At 46.2% G+C, this 24355-nt stretch carries 28 protein-coding genes and 1 pseudogene; 9 read left to right on the top strand and 20 right to left on the bottom strand.

Annotated features, from left to right (window positions below; genetic code table 11):
• Positions 1-3: 3 nt before the first annotated feature.
• Genes mnhG through CP943_RS17565 form a run of 7 tightly spaced genes read right to left on the bottom strand, consistent with a single transcriptional unit; the run spans position 4 to position 5770 of the window.
• A complete protein-coding gene (mnhG, locus tag CP943_RS17595; protein ID WP_023856153.1) occupies positions 4-378 on the bottom strand; it encodes a monovalent cation/H(+) antiporter subunit G in 375 nt (124 codons plus the stop codon).
• The gene (locus tag CP943_RS17590) at positions 362-646 is read right to left on the bottom strand and encodes a Na(+)/H(+) antiporter subunit F1 (RefSeq protein WP_003184842.1); all 285 of its coding nucleotides are present in this window, start codon (positions 644-646) and stop codon (positions 362-364) included. The genes mnhG and CP943_RS17590 overlap by 17 nt, the downstream gene beginning before the upstream one ends.
• Positions 646-1122 carry a Na+/H+ antiporter subunit E gene (locus CP943_RS17585; RefSeq protein ID WP_020452787.1) on the bottom strand — a complete coding sequence of 159 codons (477 nt, stop codon included), beginning with the start codon at positions 1120-1122 and terminating at the stop codon, positions 646-648. Before CP943_RS17585 ends, CP943_RS17590 begins: the two co-directional genes overlap by 1 nt.
• A gap of 5 nt (positions 1123-1127) precedes the next feature.
• Positions 1128-2606 carry a Na+/H+ antiporter subunit D gene (locus tag CP943_RS17580; protein ID WP_026580052.1) on the bottom strand — a complete coding sequence of 493 codons (1479 nt, stop codon included), beginning with the start codon at positions 2604-2606 and terminating at the stop codon, positions 1128-1130.
• The gene (locus CP943_RS17575; RefSeq protein WP_020452785.1) at positions 2599-2940 is read right to left on the bottom strand and encodes a Na(+)/H(+) antiporter subunit C; all 342 of its coding nucleotides are present in this window, start codon (positions 2938-2940) and stop codon (positions 2599-2601) included. Before CP943_RS17575 ends, CP943_RS17580 begins: the two co-directional genes overlap by 8 nt.
• Entirely contained in the window at positions 2940-3371 is a 432-nt protein-coding gene (locus CP943_RS17570; RefSeq protein ID WP_003184834.1) for a Na(+)/H(+) antiporter subunit B, read from the bottom strand. The genes CP943_RS17575 and CP943_RS17570 overlap by 1 nt, the downstream gene beginning before the upstream one ends.
• The gene (locus tag CP943_RS17565; protein WP_023856151.1) at positions 3368-5770 is read right to left on the bottom strand and encodes a Na+/H+ antiporter subunit A; all 2403 of its coding nucleotides are present in this window, start codon (positions 5768-5770) and stop codon (positions 3368-3370) included. The genes CP943_RS17570 and CP943_RS17565 overlap by 4 nt, the downstream gene beginning before the upstream one ends.
• Positions 5771-6015: 245 nt before the next feature.
• Between CP943_RS17565 and CP943_RS17560 the strand changes: the two genes are divergently transcribed.
• Positions 6016-6249 (top strand): hypothetical protein, encoded by a 234-nt coding sequence (locus tag CP943_RS17560; protein ID WP_023856150.1) that lies wholly within the window; start codon positions 6016-6018, stop codon positions 6247-6249.
• A 59-nt stretch (positions 6250-6308) separates the two neighbouring features.
• On the opposite strand, the gene CP943_RS17555 is transcribed toward CP943_RS17560, so the two are convergent.
• The 6 genes from CP943_RS17555 to malK form a co-directional block, all read right to left on the bottom strand.
• Entirely contained in the window at positions 6309-7652 is a 1344-nt protein-coding gene (locus CP943_RS17555; RefSeq protein WP_023856149.1) for a 2-hydroxycarboxylate transporter family protein, read from the bottom strand.
• 272 nt (positions 7653-7924) lie between these two features.
• Positions 7925-8716, bottom strand: a complete 792-nt coding sequence (locus tag CP943_RS17550; protein WP_039072956.1) for a phosphatidylserine decarboxylase — start codon at positions 8714-8716, stop codon at positions 7925-7927.
• A 42-nt stretch (positions 8717-8758) separates the two neighbouring features.
• Positions 8759-9241, bottom strand: coding sequence for a DedA family protein (locus CP943_RS17545; protein ID WP_020452781.1), 483 nt, complete (start codon positions 9239-9241; stop codon positions 8759-8761).
• Positions 9242-9247: 6 nt separating this feature from the next.
• Positions 9248-9784, bottom strand: a complete 537-nt coding sequence (gene pssA / locus CP943_RS17540) for a CDP-diacylglycerol--serine O-phosphatidyltransferase (protein WP_020452780.1) — start codon at positions 9782-9784, stop codon at positions 9248-9250.
• A 526-nt stretch (positions 9785-10310) separates the two neighbouring features.
• The gene (locus tag CP943_RS17530; RefSeq protein ID WP_020452779.1) at positions 10311-11018 is read right to left on the bottom strand and encodes a response regulator; all 708 of its coding nucleotides are present in this window, start codon (positions 11016-11018) and stop codon (positions 10311-10313) included.
• Positions 11011-12612, bottom strand: coding sequence for a malate sensor histidine kinase MalK (gene malK / locus CP943_RS17525; RefSeq protein WP_023856146.1), 1602 nt, complete (start codon positions 12610-12612; stop codon positions 11011-11013). Before malK ends, CP943_RS17530 begins: the two co-directional genes overlap by 8 nt.
• 186 nt (positions 12613-12798) lie before the next feature.
• Here malK and CP943_RS17520 point away from each other — a divergent pair, with 186 nt between their 5' ends.
• Positions 12799-13356, top strand: coding sequence for a YufK family protein (locus tag CP943_RS17520; RefSeq protein ID WP_105981196.1), 558 nt, complete (start codon positions 12799-12801; stop codon positions 13354-13356).
• A 50-nt stretch (positions 13357-13406) separates the two neighbouring features.
• On the opposite strand, the gene CP943_RS17515 is transcribed toward CP943_RS17520, so the two are convergent.
• The 3 genes from CP943_RS17515 to CP943_RS17505 form a co-directional block, all read right to left on the bottom strand.
• Positions 13407-13805: a thiol-disulfide oxidoreductase DCC family protein gene (locus tag CP943_RS17515; protein WP_033155026.1), complete on the bottom strand. Its 399-nt coding sequence runs from the start codon at positions 13803-13805 to the stop codon at positions 13407-13409.
• A gap of 31 nt (positions 13806-13836) precedes the next feature.
• Complete coding sequence (locus CP943_RS17510) at positions 13837-15672, bottom strand: transglycosylase domain-containing protein (RefSeq protein ID WP_051303794.1); 1836 nt, start codon at positions 15670-15672, stop codon at positions 13837-13839.
• Positions 15673-15804: 132 nt separating this feature from the next.
• A complete protein-coding gene (locus CP943_RS17505; protein WP_026580045.1) occupies positions 15805-16983 on the bottom strand; it encodes an MFS transporter in 1179 nt (392 codons plus the stop codon).
• Between the two features lie 352 nt (positions 16984-17335).
• Here CP943_RS17505 and kapD point away from each other — a divergent pair, with 352 nt between their 5' ends.
• A complete protein-coding gene (gene kapD, locus CP943_RS17500) occupies positions 17336-17911 on the top strand; it encodes a 3'-5' exonuclease KapD (RefSeq protein ID WP_373926117.1) in 576 nt (191 codons plus the stop codon).
• A gap of 27 nt (positions 17912-17938) precedes the next feature.
• Here the strand turns inward: kapD and CP943_RS17495 are convergent, their stop codons facing one another.
• On the bottom strand, positions 17939-18328 hold the full coding sequence (locus CP943_RS17495) for a kinase-associated lipoprotein KapB (protein WP_023856140.1): 390 nt from the start codon (positions 18326-18328) through the stop codon (positions 17939-17941).
• A 67-nt stretch (positions 18329-18395) separates the two neighbouring features.
• Between CP943_RS17495 and CP943_RS17490 the strand changes: the two genes are divergently transcribed.
• On the top strand, positions 18396-18596 hold the full coding sequence (locus tag CP943_RS17490) for a hypothetical protein (RefSeq protein ID WP_020452772.1): 201 nt from the start codon (positions 18396-18398) through the stop codon (positions 18594-18596).
• A gap of 26 nt (positions 18597-18622) precedes the next feature.
• Here CP943_RS17490 and CP943_RS17485 read toward each other — a convergent pair whose 3' ends face one another.
• Positions 18623-19786, bottom strand: coding sequence for a MalY/PatB family protein (locus CP943_RS17485; RefSeq protein WP_025809718.1), 1164 nt, complete (start codon positions 19784-19786; stop codon positions 18623-18625).
• A gap of 106 nt (positions 19787-19892) precedes the next feature.
• Between CP943_RS17485 and CP943_RS17480 the strand changes: the two are divergent.
• Both CP943_RS17480 and CP943_RS17475 read left to right on the top strand, forming a co-directional pair.
• A pseudogene (locus CP943_RS17480) lies at positions 19893-20391 on the top strand (hypothetical protein).
• 79 nt (positions 20392-20470) lie between these two features.
• On the top strand, positions 20471-20725 hold the full coding sequence (locus CP943_RS17475) for a DUF1871 family protein (RefSeq protein WP_023856137.1): 255 nt from the start codon (positions 20471-20473) through the stop codon (positions 20723-20725).
• A gap of 38 nt (positions 20726-20763) precedes the next feature.
• Here the strand turns inward: CP943_RS17475 and CP943_RS17470 are convergent, their stop codons facing one another.
• Complete coding sequence (locus CP943_RS17470; RefSeq protein ID WP_023856136.1) at positions 20764-21585, bottom strand: alpha/beta fold hydrolase; 822 nt, start codon at positions 21583-21585, stop codon at positions 20764-20766.
• Positions 21586-21795: 210 nt separating this feature from the next.
• Between CP943_RS17470 and CP943_RS17465 the strand changes: the two genes are divergently transcribed.
• The 3 genes from CP943_RS17465 (at position 21796) to yugI (ending at position 24062) form a co-directional block, all read left to right on the top strand.
• Positions 21796-22296 (top strand): Lrp/AsnC family transcriptional regulator, encoded by a 501-nt coding sequence (locus CP943_RS17465; protein WP_003184796.1) that lies wholly within the window; start codon positions 21796-21798, stop codon positions 22294-22296.
• A complete protein-coding gene (locus tag CP943_RS17460) occupies positions 22297-23469 on the top strand; it encodes an aminotransferase (protein WP_023856135.1) in 1173 nt (390 codons plus the stop codon). It begins immediately after the preceding gene.
• 203 nt (positions 23470-23672) lie between these two features.
• A complete protein-coding gene (gene yugI / locus CP943_RS17455; RefSeq protein ID WP_020452765.1) occupies positions 23673-24062 on the top strand; it encodes a S1 domain-containing post-transcriptional regulator GSP13 in 390 nt (129 codons plus the stop codon).
• A gap of 32 nt (positions 24063-24094) precedes the next feature.
• On the opposite strand, the gene CP943_RS17450 is transcribed toward yugI, so the two are convergent.
• On the bottom strand, positions 24095-24331 hold the full coding sequence (locus CP943_RS17450) for a DUF378 domain-containing protein (protein ID WP_020452764.1): 237 nt from the start codon (positions 24329-24331) through the stop codon (positions 24095-24097).
• Positions 24332-24355: the final 24 nt, after the last annotated feature.

Here is a 24355-nt window from a genome sequence, read left to right as displayed (position 1 = left end):
TTTTTATAAATAGGAATCTTCCTTCTTTTTAATCAGAAAATTTCTGTTGCCTTCATAATCGTCCTGCACGCTTTTCTTTTCCATTTTTACGCCGGTGTTATAGGCGGCCCTTGCGATCAGGTGGGCGCCTACAGGAGACGTCAGAAATACAAAGACGATACCGAGCAGCACTTTGGCCGTAATGAAGCCGTGCAGAAACCAGAAGTAAAAGAATACGCCGAGCAGCACGCTGATGATCCCCAATGTCGCTCCTTTAGAAGCGGCGTGGATTCTTGAGTATACGTCAGGCAGCCGCAGCGTTCCAAAGGAAGCGGCTAACGATATCAGTGCGCCAAGAAGGACCAAGACGGCGATAAGCAATTTAGCGGCTTCGATCATTTTCGATAATCTCTCCTTTCTCAAGGAATTTAGAAAATGCGACGGTGCCGATAAAGGCCAGAATACCGATCAAGAGGATGACCTCCAAATATGCTGTCGTATTTAACAAGATGGACACGAGAGCCGTAATTCCGATCAGGTTGATGCCGATCGCATCAAGCGCCACCACTCTGTCCGGGATGCTCGGCCCTTTAATGACCCTCAGGACATACAGAAAAGTGGAGACCGCCAAAATGCCGAGTGACAATTGCAAAATAAATTCAAACATCAGCGGCTTACCTCCTTAATGGCCTCTTCAAACGAAATGCGGATATCACTGATGGCTTTCTCAGCATCATCGATATCGACCGCATGAATATAAAGAATCGAACGGTCATCAGAGATATCGACAACCAATGTGCCCGGTGTCAGCGTAATCAGGTTCGCCAATGTCGTGATTTCCCAGTCCGCTTTAAGGTCTGTCTTGAAGGCGAAGATGCCGGGCTTATTTTTTAACCTTGGGGATAAGATCGTCTTTAATACGCTGACGTTTGCGAGAACGAGCTCTTTAATAAAAATAAACAGCAGTTTAATGATCGCCCAAATGTTAATTAAGTAAAAGCGGCGGCGGAAGAAACGCCTCATCAGAAAGAGCGAGAATAATCCGATCACATAACCGACGACAAGCCCGGCAGCGGTGTAGTCATTGTTCAGAAACATCCAGCACAACGCAAGAATAAAGTTCAACAATATTTGTAATGCCATGCGATCTACTCCTTCAAAACGGCTTCAATATATTTTTCGGGGTTGACGAGCGTATCAGCCGCCTGATGGAAATACGGCGCGATAAGCTCGGTTCCGAGTCCGATGGCAAGCGACAGAAAGAGCAGTACCGCTGCCGGATACATATAGCCTTTTAGCGGTCTTTTGGCCGGAGCATCTTCCTGTTCATCCCCCCAGAAGCCGTTGATAAATATTTTCATGACGGAATACAAGACGAGCAGACTGGATAAAAGCATCAGCAGCGTAATCACGAATTCACCGCTTAGAAAGCCGCCCTCTGCAATTTTCAGCTTGCCGATGAATCCGCTGAAAGGAGGGACCCCTGCCAATGAAACAGCTGAAATCATAAACATCCAGCCGAGCACCGGATGGTTTTTGATCAGGCCGCTCATTTTTTTCAGGTTGTTTGTCCCTGTCAGAGCAAACAGCGCTCCGCCAAGCATAAACAGCGCTCCTTTAATGATCATGTCATGAATCAGATAGTAGACAGATCCTTCGATCGAAGCCGGCGTATTGGCGGCGATACCGAATAAGATCACACCGACCGCAGTCACAATATTGTAGATAATGATTTTTTGAACATCCCAGTAGGCGATCGAGCCGATGACACCGAAGATGATCGTAAGGGCCGCAAGCCAGACCATTAATTGATGAGTAAAAGCCGCGTCTTGGGTGAAAATTAATGTAAACACCCTTGTGATCGCGTATAGGCCGACTTTGGTCAGAAGTGCGCCAAACAGTGCGGACACAGCGGCAGGCGGCGCATAATAAGAACCAGGCATCCAGAAATACAGCGGGAAAATGCCGCCTTTTAAACCGAAGACGATCAAAAATAAAACAGCGATGACCGTGATCAGCCCGGTTTGGCCCGATTCACTGATCCGAACGCTCAAATCCGCCATGTTTAATGTGCCCGTCACCGCATATAAATAAGCGACTCCGATGACAAAGAGGGCGGAAGAGATAATGTTAAAGACGATGTACTTCAGAGATTCCCGCAGCTGGATCTTCGTGCCGCCAATGACGATCAGCACATACGAAGCCATCAGGAGAACCTCAAAAAATACGAACAGGTTAAACAAATCCCCGGTTAAGAAAGCGCCGCTAACTCCGGCAAGCAGGAACTGGACCGCGGGATAATAAAAGAAACGCTCGCGTTTTTCCCCGATGGAGCGAAACGAATAAAGAACCGTCAGAAATCCGATAATGGCTGTCGTTAACGCCAGAAGGCTGGCGAATTGATCAGCGACAAGGCTGATCCCGAACGGCGGCTTCCACCCGCCGAGATATAAGGTCTGGATTCCGTCCGTATAGACGGTCTGCACAAGAACAGCGGCCGCCGCGATCGCCGCAATGGAAGATATGGCGCTGAATGCACGCATCAGCACGATCGACTTGTTCATAAAGATGAGTAGAACTGCGGCCATTAAAGGAATCAGTATTGGCAGAATTACAAGATTATTCATGTTGATCATTTCCCCTCATTTGATCCATATCATCCATTTTCAGCTCTTGGTAGGCGCGGAAAGCCATGACCAGGAGAAACGAGGTGACCCCGAAAGCAATGACGATCGCCGTTAAAATCAACGCCTGAGGGAGAGGGTCGACATAGGTTGACGACTCTTCATTTAAAATGGGAGGCGCACCTTTTTTTAACCCTCCCATTGTCAGCAGAAGCAGATGGACGCCATGGCTGAGAACGGCAGTTCCGATAATCACCCTCAGAAGGCTTTTTGAAAGCAAGAGATATGTCGCCGCCATAAACAAAATTCCTACAATAAAAGACATTAAAATCTCCATTATTCTCTCTCCCCAATCGTCTGAATAATGGTCATGGTCACGCCGACCACTACGAGATAAACCCCGATATCAAACAATACCGCGGTGGCAAGCTCCGTTTTCCCCAAGAGCGGAAGGTTAAAGTAATCAAACGCGTGGGAAAGAAACTGAGCGCCGAATAAAAATGAGCCGATTCCGGTGGAAACGGAAATGAATAAGCCGACGGCCGCCACATAGATAAAGTTGACGGGCAAAATGTTCTGCACCGTTTTTAAATCATAGGCAAGCAGCAGAAGGACGAGCGAAGACGCCGTCATCAATCCGCCGATAAAACCGCCGCCCGGGTTATTATGGCCGGCAAAAAACAGATGGAAAGAAAAGAGCAGAATGATAAAGGATGCAATCTTTGTAACGGTTTGCAGGATCACATCATTCGTCTGAACCTTTTTCAATGCTCTTCCCCTCCTTTCCCCATTCTGAGCCTGATCATGCCGTATATTCCTAAAGCGGCTATGACAAGTACAGTAATTTCAAACAATGTATCAAATCCCCTGAAGTCGACCAATATCACGTTGACGATATTGTGGCCGCCTGCGAGTTTATAGCTGTTTTCAATAAAATACGATGCGATGCTTTCAAGGGAGCGCTGGCTGTTTGCAGAAAGTGCGAGCAGCGTCACAACAGTTCCGACTCCGACCGAGACAAGCGCATTTGTTACCCTGAACTTAGCCGACTTCGGCTTGAATCTGAGCTTCGGCAAATGATAGAAGCAAAGCAGGAACAATGCGACTGAAATCGTTTCGATAATCAGCTGCGTCAGCGCGAGATCCGGCGCTCTGAAAATGACGAAGAACAGCGCAAGCGTGTAGCCGATGACGCCGAGCCCGATAATCGCCGTCAGTCTTGACCTTGCGAAAACGGTGGTAAATGTTGCGGCAATCATGACGGCTGACAGAACAAGCTCATAGATGCCGATTGAAGCATTGCCTTTCACATCGTATGAAAAGCCTCCGGTAACAACGAGCGATCCGCCGATGATCACGATAAAGAAGACAAAAACATAGACGAGATAATCGCGAAGAAACCCGGTCATATACGTTCTTGTAATCTTGTTGGAGCCTTTTTCAAGCCCAGACAACGAGCTGTCGTACAGTTTGTTGAGCGTCAGTTTTTCCGGGAAGAGGCCGTAGACCTTCCGCCATTTTGACAAGGTCAAATAGGCGAGAACGCCGAGAGCAACGACGCCGATTGTCATGTAGAGTTCAGATGAAAAGCCGTGCCACATGTAAATATGAACCTTGAATTTTTCGTCTCCGTCCAAAAGGGTCGGCATAATCGACGATGCAGCCGGTTCAATGATGCTGTATGACAGAATGTTCGGGAAAAAGAAAAAAATCACCACGAGAGAGACGAGGACAATCGGCGAAATCAGCATGCCGAGTGGAGCCTCATGCGCTTGTTTTTCAAGTTTTTCAGGCTGATATTTCCCCCCGAACGTTTTAAACAGCAGAACCATGCAGTAAATAAACGTAAACACGCTTCCGATCCAAGCCAGAACAGGAAGCACAAAACTCCATGTGTCGGCGTTATACAAATTAAAATCCGTAATCCTGAGCATGCTGGTGAAAAACATTTCCTTGCTCAAAAAGCCGTTGAACGGCGGCAGACCAGCCATTGAAAACGCGCCGATCAGCGTAATCGTAAACGTAATCGGCATGATCGTCATCAGACCGCCGAGCTTGCGGATATCCCTCGTTCCCGTTTCATGATCGATGATTCCGACCGCCATGAACAGGCTGCCTTTAAATGTCGCGTGGTTGATCAAGTGAAAAACGGCGGCGATTACTGCAACCATATAGTATTCAAAATTTTGATAGTGCAGAGCTGCGGCACCGACGCCGAGCATCGACATGATCATTCCGAGCTGGCTGACCGTAGAAAAGGCAAGTATCGCTTTTAGATCAGTCTGCTTGACGGCGTTGAACGAACCCCAGAAAAGCGTGACAATCCCCGTGAGGGACACGATCCAAAACCATTCCCCGGAAAAAGCGAACACAGGGGTGAATCTTGCAACGATATAAATTCCCGCTTTTACCATCGTGGCGGAATGCAGGTAAGCACTTACAGGCGTTGGTGCTTCCATCGCGTCAGGAAGCCAGATGTAAAAAGGGAACTGCGCAGATTTAGTGAAGGCTCCGATTAACACCAGCACGAGAGCCGGAATGAAAAAGCCGTGGCCCGAAATTAAATCAACTTGGTTGATCATTTCTCTAATCGAGAATGAACCCGTAATCGTGTAAAGAAGAATGAAGCCTCCAAGCATGGAAAGACCGCCGAAAATGGTGATAAGCATCGATTTTGTCGCGCCGTATCTTGATTTTTCCCGCTTGTACCAATAGCCGATGAGCAAAAAAGACGATATGCTGGTCAATTCCCAAAATAAATAAAGTACAATGACGTTATCAACGAGAACAACGCCGAGCATTGCCCCCATGAACATGAGCAGATAAACGTAAAACGGTCCGAGCTGCTCTCTTTCTTTAGATAGATAATAGATGCTGTAAAGGACAACCAAAGACCCTATCCCTGTAATCAGAAGGGCGAATAGCAATCCGAGTCCGTCAACGTATGCGGTAAAGTTAATGCCAAAGGACGGAATCCATTCCAGTACAGCCTTTAATGTTCCGCCATCCGCCGTCATTTTGATCATGCGGAAAAAATAAATAAATAATAGAACAGGAAGAACCAGGACAAACCAGCCTGTATGAATCTTTCTGACGTTTTTCGCCAATAGCGGAATCAAAAAGGCGAGTGCAAAAGGCGATAAAATTGCAATATGTAAAGCCGTCATATTAACCTCCCTTTAAGGTAGCATGTATAAATACATTCTGTTCCATACTAAAATTTTCAAACGTTATGTACTTTTTTAGAACTGGTGACCTAGACAAATTATAACTCAAATTTTAATCGGCTGCATGATCTCATGATAACCGCGGTTTATGCGGTCTTATGAACCTGAAAACAATTTTAACAAAAAATGCGGCATTTGTATAATGGAAAGTTTTTTTGAACAAGATGAATTTGAGGTGATGAAAGATGAGAAGGAAAGCTTTTATCAGCTTAAGTTTATTTTGTTCGCTTTTTGCGGGAGCGTTTATGATCAACAGGGAAATGACGCGTGAACAGACTCCGGGGATAGGAACGGACGAAGGCCCTCAATATCACGGGGATTATACGCCGCTTCAGACGGGAGCGGAAGATCAGTCCTTAACGGGAAAAGAAAGAGCTCCCTTTAAACCGAGAGAATATATCAGAGTTGAGAAACGCTGAAAACAAAAAAGGAATCCGATCGTATAGATCAGACTCCTTTTTGTTTTTTTATGCGGCCCTTACGAGGTGAAGAACCTTAGTAAAACGGTCGCCATAATGACGGTTGCTGCCCCGCCGAGACGCGTTGAGATTTGCGCAAACGGCATCAGCCCCATCCGGCCTGAAGCCGAAAGAATAGCCACGTCCCCCGTACCGCCGAGACCGCTGTGACAGCCGGTGACAATCGCTGATTCAACAGGGTACATGTTCATTAATTTGCCGACAAAGTAGCCTGATGTCACCATGGCAATGACGACTGAAGCGCAGACGGCGATGAAGCGCAGGGAAATAACGGACGCCACATCATCAAGCGGGATGTAAAGAATGCCGAGCCCGACCATCAGCGGCCAAGTGAAGCTTGATGACATGAATTTGTAAAGCTGGTGTGCGCCTTTTTCCATGCTTGCAGGCAGAAGCTTTGCATATTTTACGGCAGCCGCCGCGATGATCATCAGGATCGCTCCCGGAATTGCGATGAACTTGGAGACCAAACCGCCGAAAATGAAGAAGGAACATGCGATTAAAACGCCGGCACCCATTAATTTCAAATCGATTTTCGGCTCCTCTTCTTTTTGGTTGAAAATTTCATCGTCTTTTTTCGATTTGACGAGCCTGCCGTTACCATTCAGCTCAGGCCGCTTTTCGCCAAGCTTTTTCATCAGTCCGGCTGAGATGATGGCAACGACGTTTCCGATAATAGCGGCCGGAATGAGCTGTGAAACAAATACATCTGTGGATTGTCCCAAAATTTGCGAGTAAGCGAGTGACAGCGGCAGGATTCCTTCGCCGATGCCTCCGGCAATAATCGGTACAATAATAAAGAAGAAAGCTTCATAAGGGCTGTAGCCAAACAACAGACCGACGAGAATACCGGCGGCAACCGCTGCGACCGTCCCGGCCAACAACGGAACGAACATTCTCATAAAACCTTGAATCAGAACCGTGCGATGCATTCCTAAAATACTTCCCGCGACTAAACATGCGATGTAAAAATACAGAAAATTCGACGTTTTCATCAAAGTCGTAACCGCTTCCATAGATGCGGGGTTAAGCACTTTGAAAAAGACTAAAAACGAAGGAACAAACAGCGAGAGAATGGCAGGTCCGCCGATATCTTTTAAAATCGGAATGCGCTGTCCAACATCCCCGAGAATAATACCGAGAATCATAATGATCGCGAAACCGCCAAGCATGTCATTCGGCAATTCGTTATAGTAAGCTGCCAGAAAAATAATCAGCGCAAGCGCAATGTATAGCGGAAACGGAATCACGCCGATTTTCCAATTGATCAACTTCTGGAAAAAATTTTTATTTTCTTTATGACCGTGATTTGTAATCGGTTTCAAATCTTTTGCTGCTTCCATCAAAAACACCCCCATGTTTGTATGTGTTCAATTGTAGAAGAAAAGTGTCAATTCTGTGCGTTTTTTAAATTAAAATAATCGATTGATAATTAAATTAAAGCGAAAAAGAGCGGGAAAAGAGGAGGAATCTGCTTGATTTTGATCAATTTATAGGTCTTTTGGTTTATTAGGGAGTCGTATCCAGGTAAAAAAGGGAATTCCCTGTCCGGGGAGAAAGCTTTTTTAAAGCAGCAATTTAAAAAACCCCCGAAGCTGTTTTCGGGGGCTTTGCATTATGATTTTCTTTTGGCAAGAGATCCTAACGCCTCTCCCATTTTCACTTGAAGAGAGGGGTGAAGGCGCTCATCAGGAATAAAGGTATCCTTTTCAAACAGCAGGATAACGGTCGAGCCGAAAGAGAAATATGCGATTTCGTCGCCTTGACGCCATTCTTTTGACTCCTCGAGCATCACGATCGAGTTAATATACATCGCCCCGACCTTCACAAGCAGGGCGGACCCATATTGATGCTTAAATTCGGAAATCATCCGGTAGTTTTTTGTCAGCGGCGATTTCCCGTAGGTCAAACCGATTTGATTCACGGGGTAAGACGCGCTTCCCAGCGAATATTGCGTTTCAAGTGTACCGTCAGCCGGGCTGTGAATTCTGTGGTAGTCCCTCGGGCTTAAATAGATGATGATATAGGTTCCACCGATATAGCGGTTCACGATCTCGGATCGCCCGATCATTTCTTCTACGGAATAGAGCTTTTGTTTGACGGTAAATTGCTTGTCGCGCGTGATGGCGCCCATTTCTTCGATGACTCCGTCCACAGGGCTGACCAGGCTGTTTGGTTCAGCGGGAAGGGGGCGTGCACCGCTCTTTAATTTTCTGATGAACAGCTCGTGCAGGCTGTTAAAAGAGCGGACATCTTCCTGCATCTCTTCTGTATTGATATGAAAGGTTTTGATATAGGAGGGGATGAGAGGTTTGCTGAGCTTTGACTGAGCAAACTTTTTCAGCATCCGGGACACGCCCTTTTTATTCGTCAACTCGATCAAAAACCGGTAAAGCCGCTTTTTCAAGCTGTTCACTCCTTTACTGATCACACGGGATGCAAGCGGTATTTAAATCACGCCGATTGTGTATCCGATCGTAATAAAAACGAGACACCAAATAAAAGCCCCTGATCCGGCATAAATCAGGAACCTTTTCATGTCCATCTCGTTCATGCCGGACAGATAGCATGTCACATGGCGGATTCCGGGAACAAAGTAGCCGAAAAGAATCGTCCACGGGCCGTATTTTTCAAACCAGCGGTGCACGGTGTCCAGTCTTTTCGGCGTCAGACCGATCCATTTCCCGAACTTATCGAGCAGCGGTTTACCGATTTTCTTCCCTAGAAAGTAACTGATGAGCATCCCTGATACCGCACCTGAAAAGCTGATCAAAAGAGACAGCTCATAGTTTAATAGATGAATAGAAGACAGATAACCGACAAATGTCATCATGACTTCATCGGGTATCGGCAGGCCTACAATTCCGAGAACAAGCATCCCGAATATCGCAAAATACCCGTATTGGGAAATCAATTCTTTTGCCAACTCCATGAAAAACTAGCTCACTTTCTTCAATAGTTTTTTCCCCTTCAGGCTGATGACTTTGATTTTGCTGACCATGAGAAAGGACAGGAACAGCATAATCAAAATGTACGGCTTTTTGCCAAGGATCTCTGATAAAAGGTTTAAGCAAACCAGAATTGTTCCGGCTGCGGTGATCGGAAGGCCTGTAAAATAATCCTGGTTCTCTGATTGAATATTAAATCGCGCCAGCCGAAGCGCTCCGCAAACAGGGAATAACAATGTCGAAGGAAGGCCTAAGATCGGTGCATCATAAAAAACGATTGAATAGGTGATGATGGCCGGGGCGACTCCGAAAGTGATAATATCAGACAAAGAATCCAATTCTTTTCCAAACGGGCTGACGGCATTTAATCTGCGCGCGGCCATGCCGTCAAGGCTGTCCAAGATAGCGCCGATCAGAACAAATATAATGGCTAAGAATAAATACCCTCTGAATGCAAGCAATATTGAAGAGATGCCCGAAACAAAGTTTCCAATCGTAATTAAAGAAGGTATGACTGATTTATTCAATGTTTTCGCATCCTTTAAATAAAAACGTTTTATATAGAAATTAAACAATATTAAATTGTATACGATTTGCTTCCTGTCTGCAATAAAATTCCTGAAATGATTGATAACCAGACTTTTTCATCATACCATAAAAGTGGTAAAGACACTGGCGGCGTCAAAAAAATTTATATTTTGTTAAGGTAACAAAAAAATGAATAAGAGAGCAGACGCTCTCTTATTCTATCGTTCGGTTCGCGTTTTCCTTTAATATAAGCCGATATATCAGGCCAGCGCGGGAATCGTCAAACGCAAGGCGAAATCAGCATCAGACGCTTGGTATTTCTTTAAAGAAGGGAAGCGTGGACCCGATGCTGTTGATAGCTTTGAGCGAAGCCGAAGAACAGAGCGGATTCGATTGGGTCGAACCCTAAGCGCAGCGAGCGCGATAAATCCTTGTCCGGTAACGGCGGCATGCGAGAAGTCAAGCGTGACCGTCACAAAAAAACGCCCGCTGTCTTTAGGAAGCAGCGGGCGGGGAGGGGACATGTTATAGATATTGGTTAATCACGTTCAAGTCATTTGTATTTAATTTATATTGGAAAACCGGTCTGCCGATCGTGCCGTAGGCCATTTCTACGTTGAGAACTTCGATTTCCTCCAGAAACTTCAAGTATTTGCGAATTGAAACTTGAGAGATTTCCGTGTGATTGGCCAAATCTTCTGTTGTGAACGTCAAGCTGTCAAACGATCTGATGCTTGACCAAATGAGATTCAGCGTGCTTTTGGTCAGCCCTTTTGGCAAATGCATCTTTTCGGGCGCGCGTTTTTTTTGAAAAAGTTCGAAATCCAGCTCTTTTTGGCTGATATTCCGGTTGCTTGCATAAAGCTGCTGCTTCCGTTTGTAATCGGTTAGGGCGCTTTGAAACCGCTCAAATTCGAACGGCTTGATTAAGTAATCGACAGCCCCGTACCGCAGCGTTTTTTGAACAACATCCATTTCACTGGCCGCTGAGATGACGATCACGTCGACAGCTTGATTCTGGCGTCTGATCTCAGTGAGCAGCTCGACGCCGTTCCTGCCCGGCATATAAATATCGAGCAGGATCAGATCGATGTGCTCTTCCCTGAGGAAGGTGAGAGCCTCTTGAAAAGAAGCGGCAATTCCCTTCAGCTGAAATCCCTCTACCTGGCTGAGGTAACGTTTATTCAGCTCTCTTACCATCGGGTCATCTTCAACAATTAATACATCAATCATGGTCATCCTCCTTTGGTTCATACGGAATGCGGAGACTGAATGTCGTTCCTTCATTCTTTTCGCTTGTCACGATGATATGTCCATTTAAATTTTCAAGGCTTTGTTCGACGAAATAAAGCCCGAACCCCCGGTTGGAGCCCTTTGTTGAAAAGCCTTGATCAAACATTTTCTGCTGTTCCTCCTTGGATATGCCGACTCCCGTATCCGTGACTTCAATATCAAGCTGTCCGTCATGGTGGCGGAATGAAATCGAGATATTTTTCTTATCAGTTGCGGAAACGGCATCCAGGGCATTGTTGAGAAGGTTCCCGATAACGGTGATTAAATCGTGTATCACCGCTGTGTTGGCTGTATCCGGAATCCTCGTGCTGCAATGAACCTCCAGCGAGGCCCCCTGTTCCCGGATATAGCTCTGCTTGCCGAGCAAAAAGCCGGCGAGCACCGAGTTTTTAATATGGTTGATAATTTCGCTCGCTTCAGACTGCTGATAGATCGCAATGTCTTTTATATAGTTTCCAAGCTCGTCGTAGTTCTTTAATTGAACGAGACCGAGAATCACGTGGAGCTTGTTCATAAACTCGTGCGACTGCGCCCTGAGCGCGTTTGCGTACATTTTAACACCGGACAGCTGCTCAGCTAAGTGCTTCACTTCGGTTTTGTCGCGGAATGTGGCAATCGCTCCGACGATGTTTCCCTTTTTTAAGTGGATCGGAACTTCATTAAAGACAAGTTCTAGCCCGTTGATTCTAACGTCGCGGTCCAGAACGGGCTTCTGAGTATCGATCACTTGTTTCAGGCGGTTGTTTGGCAAGATGTCGGTGACATCCCGGTCGATCGGATTCTCTTCGATCCCCATTTTATGAAACAGGCGCTTCGCTTCCGCGTTGGCGAGCTTGATTTTTCCTGTTCGGTCAACGGCGAGTATCCCTTCTTTTGTCGACTCAAGCATCGCGCTTCGTTCATTCAAAAGCGTTGCAATTTCATACGGTTCCATACCGAACATAATCGTTTTTACTTTCCTCGCCACGATGACAGCTCCGATGATTCCGGCGAAGATGCTGAGGACGATAACCGTATATAAAGGGCGGAGATTTTGCTGGGTGATCTGCTCAATCTCGTTAAGGGTGATTCCGACCGCTACCGCTCCGACCTGGCTGCCCGTTTTATTATAGATGGGAACAAAAGCCCTCAGTGATTCACCGAGCGTGCCTTTTGCCGTACTAATGTGGCGGCGGCCCTTCAGCACTTCTTTTTCGTCCCCGCCGGCAAATTTCTTTCCGATTTTATTCGGATCCGGGTGGGTTTTACGGATGCTGTTCATATCCATGACAACGACGAATTCAGTCTCGGTGATTTTTTGAACGCGGGCGGTGTATGTTCGGAGCTCATCGTATTCGCCGCTTTCCAGCGATTGCGCCGTAATCGGAGCTTCGGCGACCATCTCCGCCGTCTGCAGGGCAATCTGCTGCTCCTGCTCCCGAATGTTCCTTGCGGTCTCGGACCCGACCATAAAAAACGCGATCAATAAAGAAATCAAAACGACGACGCAGACAAATATCGTTAATCGTGTCTGCAGTTTTAATGTTTTTTTCAACGGCGATTCCTCGCGATCTATTGATTAGTCAACACATAATACTTTACAAGTAAATGGCGAATTTGTGAAGAATCCTGCCCCTTTCTGCCGCGAACAGCAGAAATTAAAAATATGGAAAATATTCTTGTCAACAGGTCCTAAGTCGTACATAATGAATGAGGAACATATCAGAAAGGGACTTTTTTTATGAAAAATACGTATGTAACAGGCTTTTTTCCTTTTATCGCAATTCTTCTTTTCAGTTCATCTCTTGCGATTTCTTCCGTTATCTATGCCATGGGGATACTGTCTTCTCTCGGCATTTACAAAGGAATGCTCGAATTTTTCTCTGAGAGCGGCATCCGGATGGCTTTGTTTGCTGTGTTTACGCTGATTTTTTTCATGGTATTTTCCGCTTTGAAGCTGATTGCCAATACAGTGACAGAGCTTGCCCTCTTATTTTTCGCCAAAGATCCTGAAGGAGCGAACCTGAGGAAAATCAGGGTCGGTTCTGCCGTGTATCTGGGAGCAAGCCTTTTATCCTTTATTTTTGTCCAATATGCCGCTGGAATTGCAGCGCTTTTTTTACTCGCAACACTCGTATATTTAATTTTTATCGTTTATGCGATCCACAGCACGCTTTCATTTATGTCATTAATCGGCTTTATTATGTTTGAGCTGCTGTTTTGGTTTACGTTTTTAATCGGCACGGTGTATATCGTCATCAAGCTATATAACAGCGTCATGGCGAACCTGCCCGTTTGAGCCATGCAAAAAACCGGAGCGCGGACGTTTGTCCGACGGCTCCGGTTTTTTTATGACAAAAATCGTTTTCTGATCTCAGGACCGGGAATGGTGCACTCGCTTTTTTGCCCAAACCATTTGTAACGGTTTTTCGCAATCACGCTGTAGATGGCGTCCCGTAGCGGTCTGGGAATGATCAAGAGGGCGGAAGCGGCCCGCCAAAGACCAGGAAGGCTTTTCACCACATGCAAGGCCGCGGTTGATTTCTGATATACCCGTCCGTTTTCGATCAAAATAAAGCTGTCAAAATGATCGGAGGGGAGCTGATATTGCTTGAGCAGCTTCCCCCCGGCATCAGATTGCAGGGAAGCGAATGAAAATAAGCCTTCTGGATCATGCTTGATGATGAATTGAACGGCTCCGTCGCAAAAGTTGCACACGCCGTCAAACAGAACGATTCGCTCAGGCATATCAGCCACTTTCAGCCACCCCTTTTTTGATTTAAGATGCGTATGCAAGCGTTCCTCTCCAGATTAAAAGTTGAGGTCCCGCGTGATGCAGATACTCGACATTGCCTTTTGCCTCTTTTCCGACCCATACACTCATTGTGTACGTATCCGTCAATCCGACAAACCAAAGGTCTCTGTACCCGTTGGATGTTCCGGTTTTGCCTCCTACATATCCGCCGCTGAAATTCGCTTTTTTCCCGGTTCCTTCTTTGACAACCGCTGATAAGAGCTGACGCATTTGGTTGTTTGTCCGCATGCTGAATACTTGCTGCGGTTTGTCTTTCCATTTGTAAAGCGTTTTGCCTTTTAAGTCCGTCACCTTTGTGATGGCATGGCTGGATGTATAGCTGCCGTTATTGCCGAAAGTCGTATAGGCATCGGCCATCTCCAGCGGTGAGAAGCCCCATGTAAATCCGCCCAGTGCAGCAGGAAGACGGTAGTCATTTTGAACGATTTTATCAAATCCGAACGGTTTTAAATAGCTGAATCCTTTTTGCACGCCGACCCGGTTCAGCATTCGTACGGCCGGTGTATTATACGAATTTTTAAAGGCTGTCTTGATCGACACGGTTCCGTATGTTCTTTCGTTGAAGTTGTTCGGACAGTATTCTTTGCTGCAAAATTTGCTTGCGTCAATCATGCTGCCTGCCGTCGCACCCGTTTCTTCAATGTACGGCCCGTAGTCAAGGAGCGGTTTAATCGATGATCCCGGCTGCCTGTATGCCTGGAATGCCAGGTTGTAATCATACTTTTTATAGTTTTTCCCGCCGGACATGGCGACGATTTGATGGGTTTGGTGGTTGATCACCACCGCTCCGCCTTGTACGCCTTCATAAGGGAGGCGATTATTCACTTGCTGGACGACCCGGTTTTGCATCCCGGTATCGAGCGCCGTATAAATTTTGATCCCGCTCGTCGTGAGGGAGCTGATGCGGTTAGACAGCTCTTTTTCGATTTTTTTCTTTTCTTCTTTTGTTTTTGCCTTTTTCAGCCGTTCGTCAAACCCTTCCGAAGCAGACACCAATTTGGTGAATTCCTCGTTGACATAAGTCGTATAGTCGGGATAAGCGTCTTTCTTTTCTTTTACATGAAGCGTAATTTTTTGCTTTACGGCTTTGCTGTATTCTTTTTCAGTGATCACGCCCGCTTTTTTCAGCCCTTCAAGCAGCCGCTTTTGGCGGGTTTTTGTGTAGTCAAAATGTTTCAAAGGATCATATAATGTAGGGTTATTAGGGATCGCGCAAATAAACGCCGTTTCGGCAAGGTTGAGAGATTTCAAAGGCTTGCTGAAATAGAAATAAGACGCGGATCCAATTCCGTAGACCCCATGATTAAAATAGATCGTGTTTAAATATTTCTCAAAAATTTCTTCTTTTGAAAGCTTTTTTTCCAGCTGATAGGAATACAGGAGCTCTGTGAACTTGCGGTCGAAGGTTCGTTCATGGTTCAAATACAAGTTTCTCGAAAGCTGCTGTGTAATCGTGCTGGCTCCCTGATCAATGCCGCCTTTTTTGACATTGGCTGCGGCGGCCCGGGCCATTCCGATAAAATCAAAGCCTTTATGCTGAAAGAAATGCCGATCCTCTGAAGTGAGAAACAGCTGCTTCACATGCTCAGGGATATTTTTATAGGGGACAAATACCCGGTTTTGGTGATCTGAAACAATTTCTGAAATCAGGGCGCCGTCCCTGTCATACATGTAGCTGTTTTGTACAAGGCCGATATCTTTTATATTGATCTTCTCATCGAGCACCTGATCGAGAGGCTTCATATCCTGAGCTTCCCGGCCGGAGGCCATTAAGGTAAAGACAAATATAGGAATTAACATCAACAGAAAAATCCATCCAAAAAATGAACGCAACTTTGTCACTCTCTTTTCGCTAAATTCTAGCCATATCGTACCATTCTTTTTCGATATCGAGAAGGATAATTTGATAGATTGGCAGTTTTTTATCCGATTTCAGCTTGCTTTTGCCTCTGATTTTTTTTGCTGGGACCTTTGGAATATCAGAAGGCATGCTCCGCCGAAAAAGAGGACGGCAGTTGCGTAAAAAGCGGAAGAAATTCCGAAAAAGCTGGAAAGAACGCCGCCGAGCACCGGGCCGATGACATTGCCCAAAAATCTGAAACTTACATTATAGCCAAGCACTTCCCCTTGAATAGGCCCCGGAGATTCAACTCGGATTAAGGCGGTGATGCAGGGAATCATCCCGCCAAGCGCGATTCCGAACAGAAAGCGGAAGAACACAAGCATTTCATACTGAGATGTAAGTCCTTGCGGAATAACGCAAACCGCGGCAGCCAGCGCGAGAATCATCAATATTTTTCCATGGCCGAACCGATCGCCTAAGACGCCCCATTTTCTCGCGGCGAGAAGGCTTCCAAGGCCGGTTGCAGAAAAAGCCAGCCCTGAGAAAAATGCGAGATTGTCAGTTCCGTGCAGCTCGCTGACATATAAGGCGAGCAGCGGCTGAACACTGAAGTTTCCCACTTGAATCACAGCGGTGAGGATCATCGCCGTAATCAGCGGGCGCTGGTGCAAAATCGTCTGCAGCACCTGCTTTCTCGTATACCCGGCGGAGGCATCGCGCTTCGCCTTCAAAGGACGTTCACGCACTCCGGTAAACACGAGGAAAACGGCGCTGTAAATGGCAAATGCCGTAATGAAAAACGTATATGTAAAACCGACGCGATCGGCGAGCAGACCGCCGAGCAAGGGGCCGAATAACCCTCCTGAGACCGTGCCCATCTGCAGCGTGCCGAGCACTTTGCCAGCCGTTTTTTTCGGCGTCTGAGCCGAAATCATGGCAAGGGAAGTGGGAATGAACCCGGTTACGAGCCCCATCGCCATTCTCAAAAAAAACAGTTCGTATACGGAAGAGACAAGGGACATGAGAAGAATGCAAGTGCCGATGCCGGTGCCCGTGATCAAGAGGATTTTTTTATAGCCGTGTTTATCTCCGAACCTTCCCCAAAAAGGAGAAACCAAAAAGGCCATCAAAAATGTGACGCCGAAAACGTATCCGCTCCATTTTGCCGTAAATCCGTCCGAATAGCTGCCGAGCGTTTCGATATAGAGGGAAAGAAACGGCAGAACCATTGTAGAGCTTGCGGCCACGAAAAAATTCGCGAACCACATGATCACAAGGTTTTTCTTATAAACAGAGATGCGAATCACCTTCTTAAAAAGTTTGAATTTCCTTCATTATAAATGAAATGTGGAAGCTGTATGGAATCGCTGCTCATTGAAAAAATGAAAATTGGGTATTTGAAGGAATTTTCAACATTTTCAGAAATTAAAACCTTAAATATAGAAATATAATGATATAATAAGAGAAATATGAACGTACTTTTGAAAACATTCAGAAGGCTTTAGGCTTGGACGATTTCAATCCGCTGCGCTACATCCATAAGTTTTTTATATTGAGATAGAAAGGCAGGTGTGAAAGTTGGAAGCGAGCACCTTACTGATTATTGATTTTGAATTTACAATGCCTGAGGGAAAGTATCACCCGCAAAATTTTTTCCCGGAAATCATAGAAGCAGGGATTGTAAAGGCGGTTCATGATGAGGTGGTTGAGACATTTTCAAGCTATATTAAGCCGAAGAAGTTCCCTAAATTAACGAGGCGCTGCAAAAAATTTCTCAGCATTACACAGGAACAGGTTGACCAAGGCATCACGTTTAACGCGTTGATTGAAAAGCTGCGGGAGCTTGATCCTGACCAAAACAGCGCCATCATTACATGGGGAAACATGGATATGAAAGTGCTGAAGCAAAATTGCATGTTCAACCATGTTCCGTTTCCGTTTAAAGGAGAGATGAGGGATCTTTCCATGGAGTACAAGGAATTCTTTGGTGACAAAACATTGACGAATTTGTGGAAAGCAGCGGAAGAGTACGGCGATTCAGGAACGGGAAAACAGCATAAAGCGCTAGACGACGCGATGACAACGTATAAGCTGTTTCGGCTCGTAGAACGGGATAAGAAGTATTTGGAAAATCCGAAACCGACGACGATCGGCGAACGGGTTGATCTTTCAAAAGTTTTTCCGCACGCCACATAAATAACCCAATCTGGCGAACAGATTGGGTTATTTGTGCGGGAAATATTCATTTTCAAGCGCATGAATAAGTTCAAGCGATTTTGCCGCGTATTCGGACGAATCGTTTTGCAGATCCGTTTTTAAACGGTTTAAAGCTGAGCGGAGCGAATCCGCATAATCCGGTACAGCTTCATCGAACGGCTTCACCATACGATGCGGGATATTTGTCTGTTCACCGAAAGCGAGCGCTTTTCGTTCATGAAAAAAAGGGACGTCTGCCTTGTTGGGATGGTGAAGATCGCCTTGCTTCGGGTGGGTCAGCACGGCGAGGATTTTGACAAGGTAGTGCATCGGTTTAACATCCGTAATTTCGCCGATGTAGACGCCTGTCTTATAAAAGCCCTTTACACGATCGCCGACTTGAAATTGGTTGTTCACTGCATCTGCCTCCTAATGGTATCATAATAAATAAATGGTAAAAAAATCATTTCAGGGAGGAAGAAAAATGGCGCCGTTTCTGATTCAGTTTATGCTCTATTTTCCTGAAGACAAAAGAGAATATATCCCTTCTTTTATTACGCTGGCCGTTTTCTTTATCATCGCAATTGTTGTATTCCGGCTGATCATTAAACATTCCAAAAAAGAAGCTGAAAAAGCGGAAAAGCTGGAAAGAGAATTGAATGAAACCATCCACAAGCGCTCTTAGAAGCGCCCGTTTTTCAGCCGGAACGCTTATGAAAAAGCGGTCTTCAGACGTCTGAGCCCGTCTTTTACAACAGAGAGCGAACATCCGACATTCATTCTGACGAATCCTTCTCCGCCCGGTCCGTACTTTGGTCCCGGCTCCAGAATCAGCTTTCCTTTATGAAGGAGAAGCCGTTTGATGTCCTGATCCGTCAATCCGAGCTTGCGGCAGTCAAGCCATGCCAAGTAAGAGGCGTCTGGCTCCATCATGCGGACCTCGGGCAGCTCCTCTGCTAAAAAGCGGCGGACTTCTTCCATATTTCGTTCGATGTAAGGGATAAGCTGATCGAGCCACGGTTCGCCTTTTGAATAGGCCGCTTCGATTGCTGCAACTGCAAATGTATTTAAAGAATGCAGTCCCTGACGCTGCATAACTTTTGCAAAGGCGGTTCTCTTCGCCTTGTCGGGTATGATGATGGCTGAGGCCTGCAACCCGGCCAAGTTAAACGTTTTGCTCGGTGCAATACATGTGATCGAAATATCCGCGAATTCCGGAGATAAAGAGGCGAACGGCGTATGGTTCAGTCCGTTCAGCATCAGGTCTGAATGGATTTCGTCGGAAACAACTGTGACACCGTGTTTAAGGCAGAGTTCGCCCAGCGTTGTCAGCTCTTCTTTCGACCATGAACGTCCGGAAGGATTGTGCGGATTGCAAAGAATGAACATCTTCACATCCGGTTCCCCAAGCTTTTTTTCAAGGTCGGAAAAATCCATTTCATAGCGGCCGTCTTTTTCGATTAATGGATTGTGTAACACAACCCGTCCGTTTTTTTCAACTATATCAAAGAACGGCGTATATACAGGCGGCTGTACGACCACCCGCTCTCCTGGCTCTGTGTACGCCTGCACCGCTTGGGCTAGCGCTGTTACAATGCCCGGGCTGAAAGTGATAAACGCCGGTTCAGTATTCCATCCGTGCCGGCGGCTAAGCCAATCGGTGACAGCTTCGTTCGTGCCCGCGCTTGCAGATGTATAGCCAAAAACCCCGTGCTCCAAGCGCTGCTGAAGAGCGTCGATAACGGGCTGGGGGGCGCGGAAATCCATATCAGCCACCCACATTGGAAGCGCGTCATCTACACCGAATAATTCCTGTGTTAAGTCCCACTTCACAGACTGGGTCCCGCGTCTGTTATGTTCTGTATTAAAATCCATGATCTCACCTCATGTCTTTTTCATATGTTATACATTAACTGTGATAAGGATAGATTGCAATGTTTTAACCATGAAAGCTTTTATAAAGTAAAGGGAGTGGCATCCGATGGAATGGAGCAGTGTGCCCTGAGTGGGCTTTTCAGCGTCATCTCAACCCTATGAGCTGGTATATTCGCCCGGTCTTTCTTGTGGCGCTTGCGTATTTTTGCTATAGGCGGACTTGGAAAGGCGTCATCGTTACTTTTTTGCTGATGACGAGCAGCATGTTTTGGTTTCCCGTCCCCGAGCGGATCAATCCGGAGATGCAGGCTGTTTTGGATTACGAGCAGATGCTTTTGTCCAACCCGCTTTCTGCCGTGCTCACGCTCGCTTTTATGATGGGGTTTCTCGTGTTGATTGGCGCGGCATTTTGGAAGCGCTCCTTAGGGTGGGGACTTGCGGTATTGAATGTGACGCTGATCGGCAAGGTTGTGCTGTCAGTGATGCTGACGGGGGAAAACGGCTGGGCGCCCCTCGGAAATACCGTGTTCGGATTGATTCTCGTCAACGGCATCGGGCTGCTGCTGATCGCCTGGCGGAGGAAGCGGAGACAAGCCGGCCGATAGCCTGGTGCTTTCCTTATCGACAAGCCGGCGCGTTATGATACAATAGCTTTTGAAACATTACAATGAAGCGGTGATCATGATGAAAGAAAGTCAGGCAGCAGCACAAATCATCCACATCATAAAGGAATGGGATCCGTTTCAAGCCGGACCCGATTTTTATGAAACGGAAGCGGCCGAGATTGTTCAGGCCGTCTACACGGAAAACGACGCAGAGCGGCTGGGCGAAGCTATCCAGTCCGTTTTTGAAGTATCATTTGATCAGACGCTGCCGCTGGCAAAATGCAAACAGCTGGCTGAACGGCTCCTTGCGATCAAAGACAGCAGTTCGTGCTGATCAAAATTAAAAACCGCCAAACGGCGGTTTTTTTATATTCATGTCAAAATGAAATCGGCAATTTTGTCTGATACATAATCCGGATTTTCTTCGGGGACGAGGTGGCCGGTTTCCCGCAGGGAATAGAAAATAGAATTGGGCAAATCCTGATGAAGCCTTTTGCCGATCTGTACAGGGACAACGCGGTCCTCTTCGCCCCAGATTAAGAGGGAAGGCGTCTCGATTTTCTTCAAATCGTCCGGTAATAAATCGCCTTCCCGGTGTCTGATGAGACGCGCGAGCGCCCTGAAAATTTGATCGTCGAGAAACGGTTTCAGGTAGCCATTGATCATCTCCTGATCGATCAGAGATCTGTCGTAGACAACATTCATGAGATTTTTCAGGACGCCTTGTTTTGACAGCCAGCGCTTGATGTACAAATAAAAATAAGGAATATGGCTCCCGAAAATGAGCGGGCGGGGGGAACGCTTTAAATAGCCTGAGCTGCACAGCAGGACGACTTTTTTGAACAGTTCAGGCCTTTCCTTTATCGCATAAAGTGAAATCTGGCCGCCCATCGAATGTCCGACAAGCACGGCGTCTCTAATCCTCAGCCTTTCGATCAGTTCGATGACCACCCTGGCCATGTTTTGATAGGTATACACAAAGGTGCTGGATTTTTCTGATTGGCCGAAGGGAGGCAGGTCAACGGCGACTAAATTAAACTCATCCTTCAGAAGAGGAATGATTTTTCTGTAGCAAAACGAGGAAGAAAGAAAGCCGTGTATTAAAACGAGCGATTGCCTGCCCGGATTCTCGTAATGCTCATAATATATATTGACCCCTTGAATGGTTTCAATAGAAGGTTTTGTTAACAGCATGATCCAAATCACTCCGAATGTTTTTCTTTCATGTTCAAACAATCTGGCTGCTGGCTGCATGTTGTCGCCTAAGTCCTGAGTACGTTATTTATCGTACCCGAAAAAATTTTTTTCACGCTTTGATTTCGCTTTTTTTACCGCCTTACATTCGTTCAAAAACGTGCTATAATATTCAGAAGATTTCTTGACATATAAAGGTGTGATAACGAGATGAAGCTAACAGAAAAAGAAACAGAAATATTGGAAATATTAGAGGAAAACAGCCGCCTCGAACCTGAAACCATTGCTAAAATGGCGAACATTTCACAGGAAGAAACAAAAGCGATTATCGAAAAGCTTGAAAAAGAAAAGGTCATCATCGATTATTCGGCAATGATCGACTGGCGAAAAGTCGACGGCCATGAAGGCGTGACAGCGATGATCGATGTGAAGGTAACACCGAAGCGCGGCGTCGGATTTGACGAAGTGGCCGAGCGGATTTATCGTTTTCAGGAAGTTGAATCCGTTTACTTGATGTCAGGCGTATATGATCTGTCTGTTGTCATCCGCGGCAGAACGATGTCGGATATTTCGCATTTCGTGTCCGAAAAATTATCGACGCTCGAATCGGTCGTGTCGACAACCACCCACTTTATTTTAAAGAAATACAAGCATGACGGTAAAGTTTTTGACTCCGGTGATGATGACAAAAGAATCGTGGTGTCTCCTTAAATGAGGACAACTTATATTTCTAAAGCAGCCCAGCAAATCAAACCGTCGGGCATCCGCAAATTTTTTGATCTTGCGTCCACAATGGAAGGCGTGATTTCATTGGGCGTCGGAGAGCCCGATTTTGTAACGGCGTGGAATGTCAGGGAAGCGAGCATCCTTTCCCTTGAACAGGGCTACACGTCATATACGGCAAACGCGGGTCTTCTTTCTTTGCGAAAAGAGATCAGCGCTTATCTGAATAAACGCTTTCATCTGGATTATGCTCCTGATGACGAGCTGATTGTCACAGTCGGAGCAAGCCAGGCGCTTGATATTGCGGTCAGGGCGATCCTTGATCCCGGAGAAGAAGTGCTGATTCCCGAGCCTTGTTTTGTCGCTTATGAAGCGCTTGTTTCTTTGGCGGGGGGGAAAGCGGTTCACATTCACACGAACGCAGAACGCGGATTTAAAGCGAGCGCAGCCGATTTTGAAGCCGTTCTGACTGAACGTACGAAGGCCATTATCCTTTGCACCCCGTCTAATCCGACAGGCTCTGTGTATACAAAAAAAGAACTGGAAGAGATCGCGACTTTTGCTGAACAGCATGACCTGATTGTAATAGCGGATGAAATATACGCCGAGCTGACATACGATGAAGCGTATACAAGCTTTGCGGAAATCGCCGGAATGAAAAAGCGGACGATATTGATATCGGGTTTTTCGAAAGGGTTTGCCATGACAGGCTGGCGCCTTGGATATGTCGCAGCTCCTGCATATTTAAGGGATCCTATGCTGAAAATTCACCAGTACTCGATGATGTGCGCGCCGAGCATGGCTCAATTTGCGGCGGAGGAAGCCCTTAAAAACGGTCTCGAAGACGTCGAAAAGATGAAAAAAAGCTATCGCCGCCGAAGGAATGTGTTTGTGGATTCACTGAACGAAATCGGGCTTGACTGTCATCAGCCGGGGGGCGCTTTTTACGCGTTTCCCTCCGTTAAAAAAACGGGCATGAGTTCAGAACAGTTTGCTGAGGAGCTTCTCATCGCAGAAAAAGTCGCCGTCGTCCCGGGCAATGTTTTCGGGCCGAGCGGCGAAGGCTATATCAGATGTTCTTACGCTTCCTCGCTTGAACAGCTTCAGGAAGCGCTCGTCAGAATGAAACGCTTTGTCCAGAAGACCGGTGCAGTTCAATAAAAAAATGCGCACCTAAAAGGTCCGCATCAACATAAGGGGGGGAATACTAGAAAGCCTTAGTTGTTCTTTAGTATTCCCCTTTCAGCTCGGTTTTAAACATACAATGCTTAAAAAAGTTTTTTTGCTTAATAAAGACTTGTATGATATAATTTTTTATTGCGTATAAAAAGAGTTAAATTCATATGATTTAGGAGTTGTTAGTTATGACAGCAAAATTTGAAGTAGGCAGTGTTTACACTGGAAAAGTGACTGGATTACAGGCGTACGGAGCGTTTGTTGCATTAGATGAAGAAACACAGGGACTCGTGCATATTTCTGAAGTAACACACGGTTTCGTTAAAGATATTAATGAGCACTTGGCGATCGGTGATGAGGTGCAAGTGAAGGTTCTTTCTGTAGATGAGGAAAAAGGCAAAATCAGCCTTTCTATCCGCGCTACACAGGCAGCTCCTGAACGAAAAGAAAGCAAGCCTAGAAGACAAAAGGCTGTTCAAGCCGAAGATACAGCCGCTCCACAAGGATTCAACACGTTAAAAGACAAACTTGAAGAGTGGATCGAGCAGTCCAACAGAAAAGATCTTATTAAGAAGTAAATGAAAAAACTCCGGCAAAAGCCGGAGTTTTTTTATCGCATTTCCGGCTGCTTGGCGTCTTCGCCAGCAGTCTCTTCAGCCGGTCTAAATAAAAGTCCGAGGTTGATCAGACCTGCAATTCCGACAAGCGCGTAAACGGTCCGGGCTAAAGCGGATCCTTGACCGCCAAAAATGGCTGCAACCAAGTCAAATTGAAAAAATCCTATCAGTCCCCAATTGATTGCTCCAATGATTGTTAATACCAATGCAATACGTTGAAGTGCATTCATTTGTTTTTCCTCCTTTTTGAAGTC

It is taken from the genome of Bacillus paralicheniformis (genome assembly GCF_002993925.1).
GTDB classification, from domain to species: domain Bacteria; phylum Bacillota; class Bacilli; order Bacillales; family Bacillaceae; genus Bacillus; species Bacillus paralicheniformis.
This window is presented reverse-complemented; position numbering and strand designations above follow the sequence as displayed.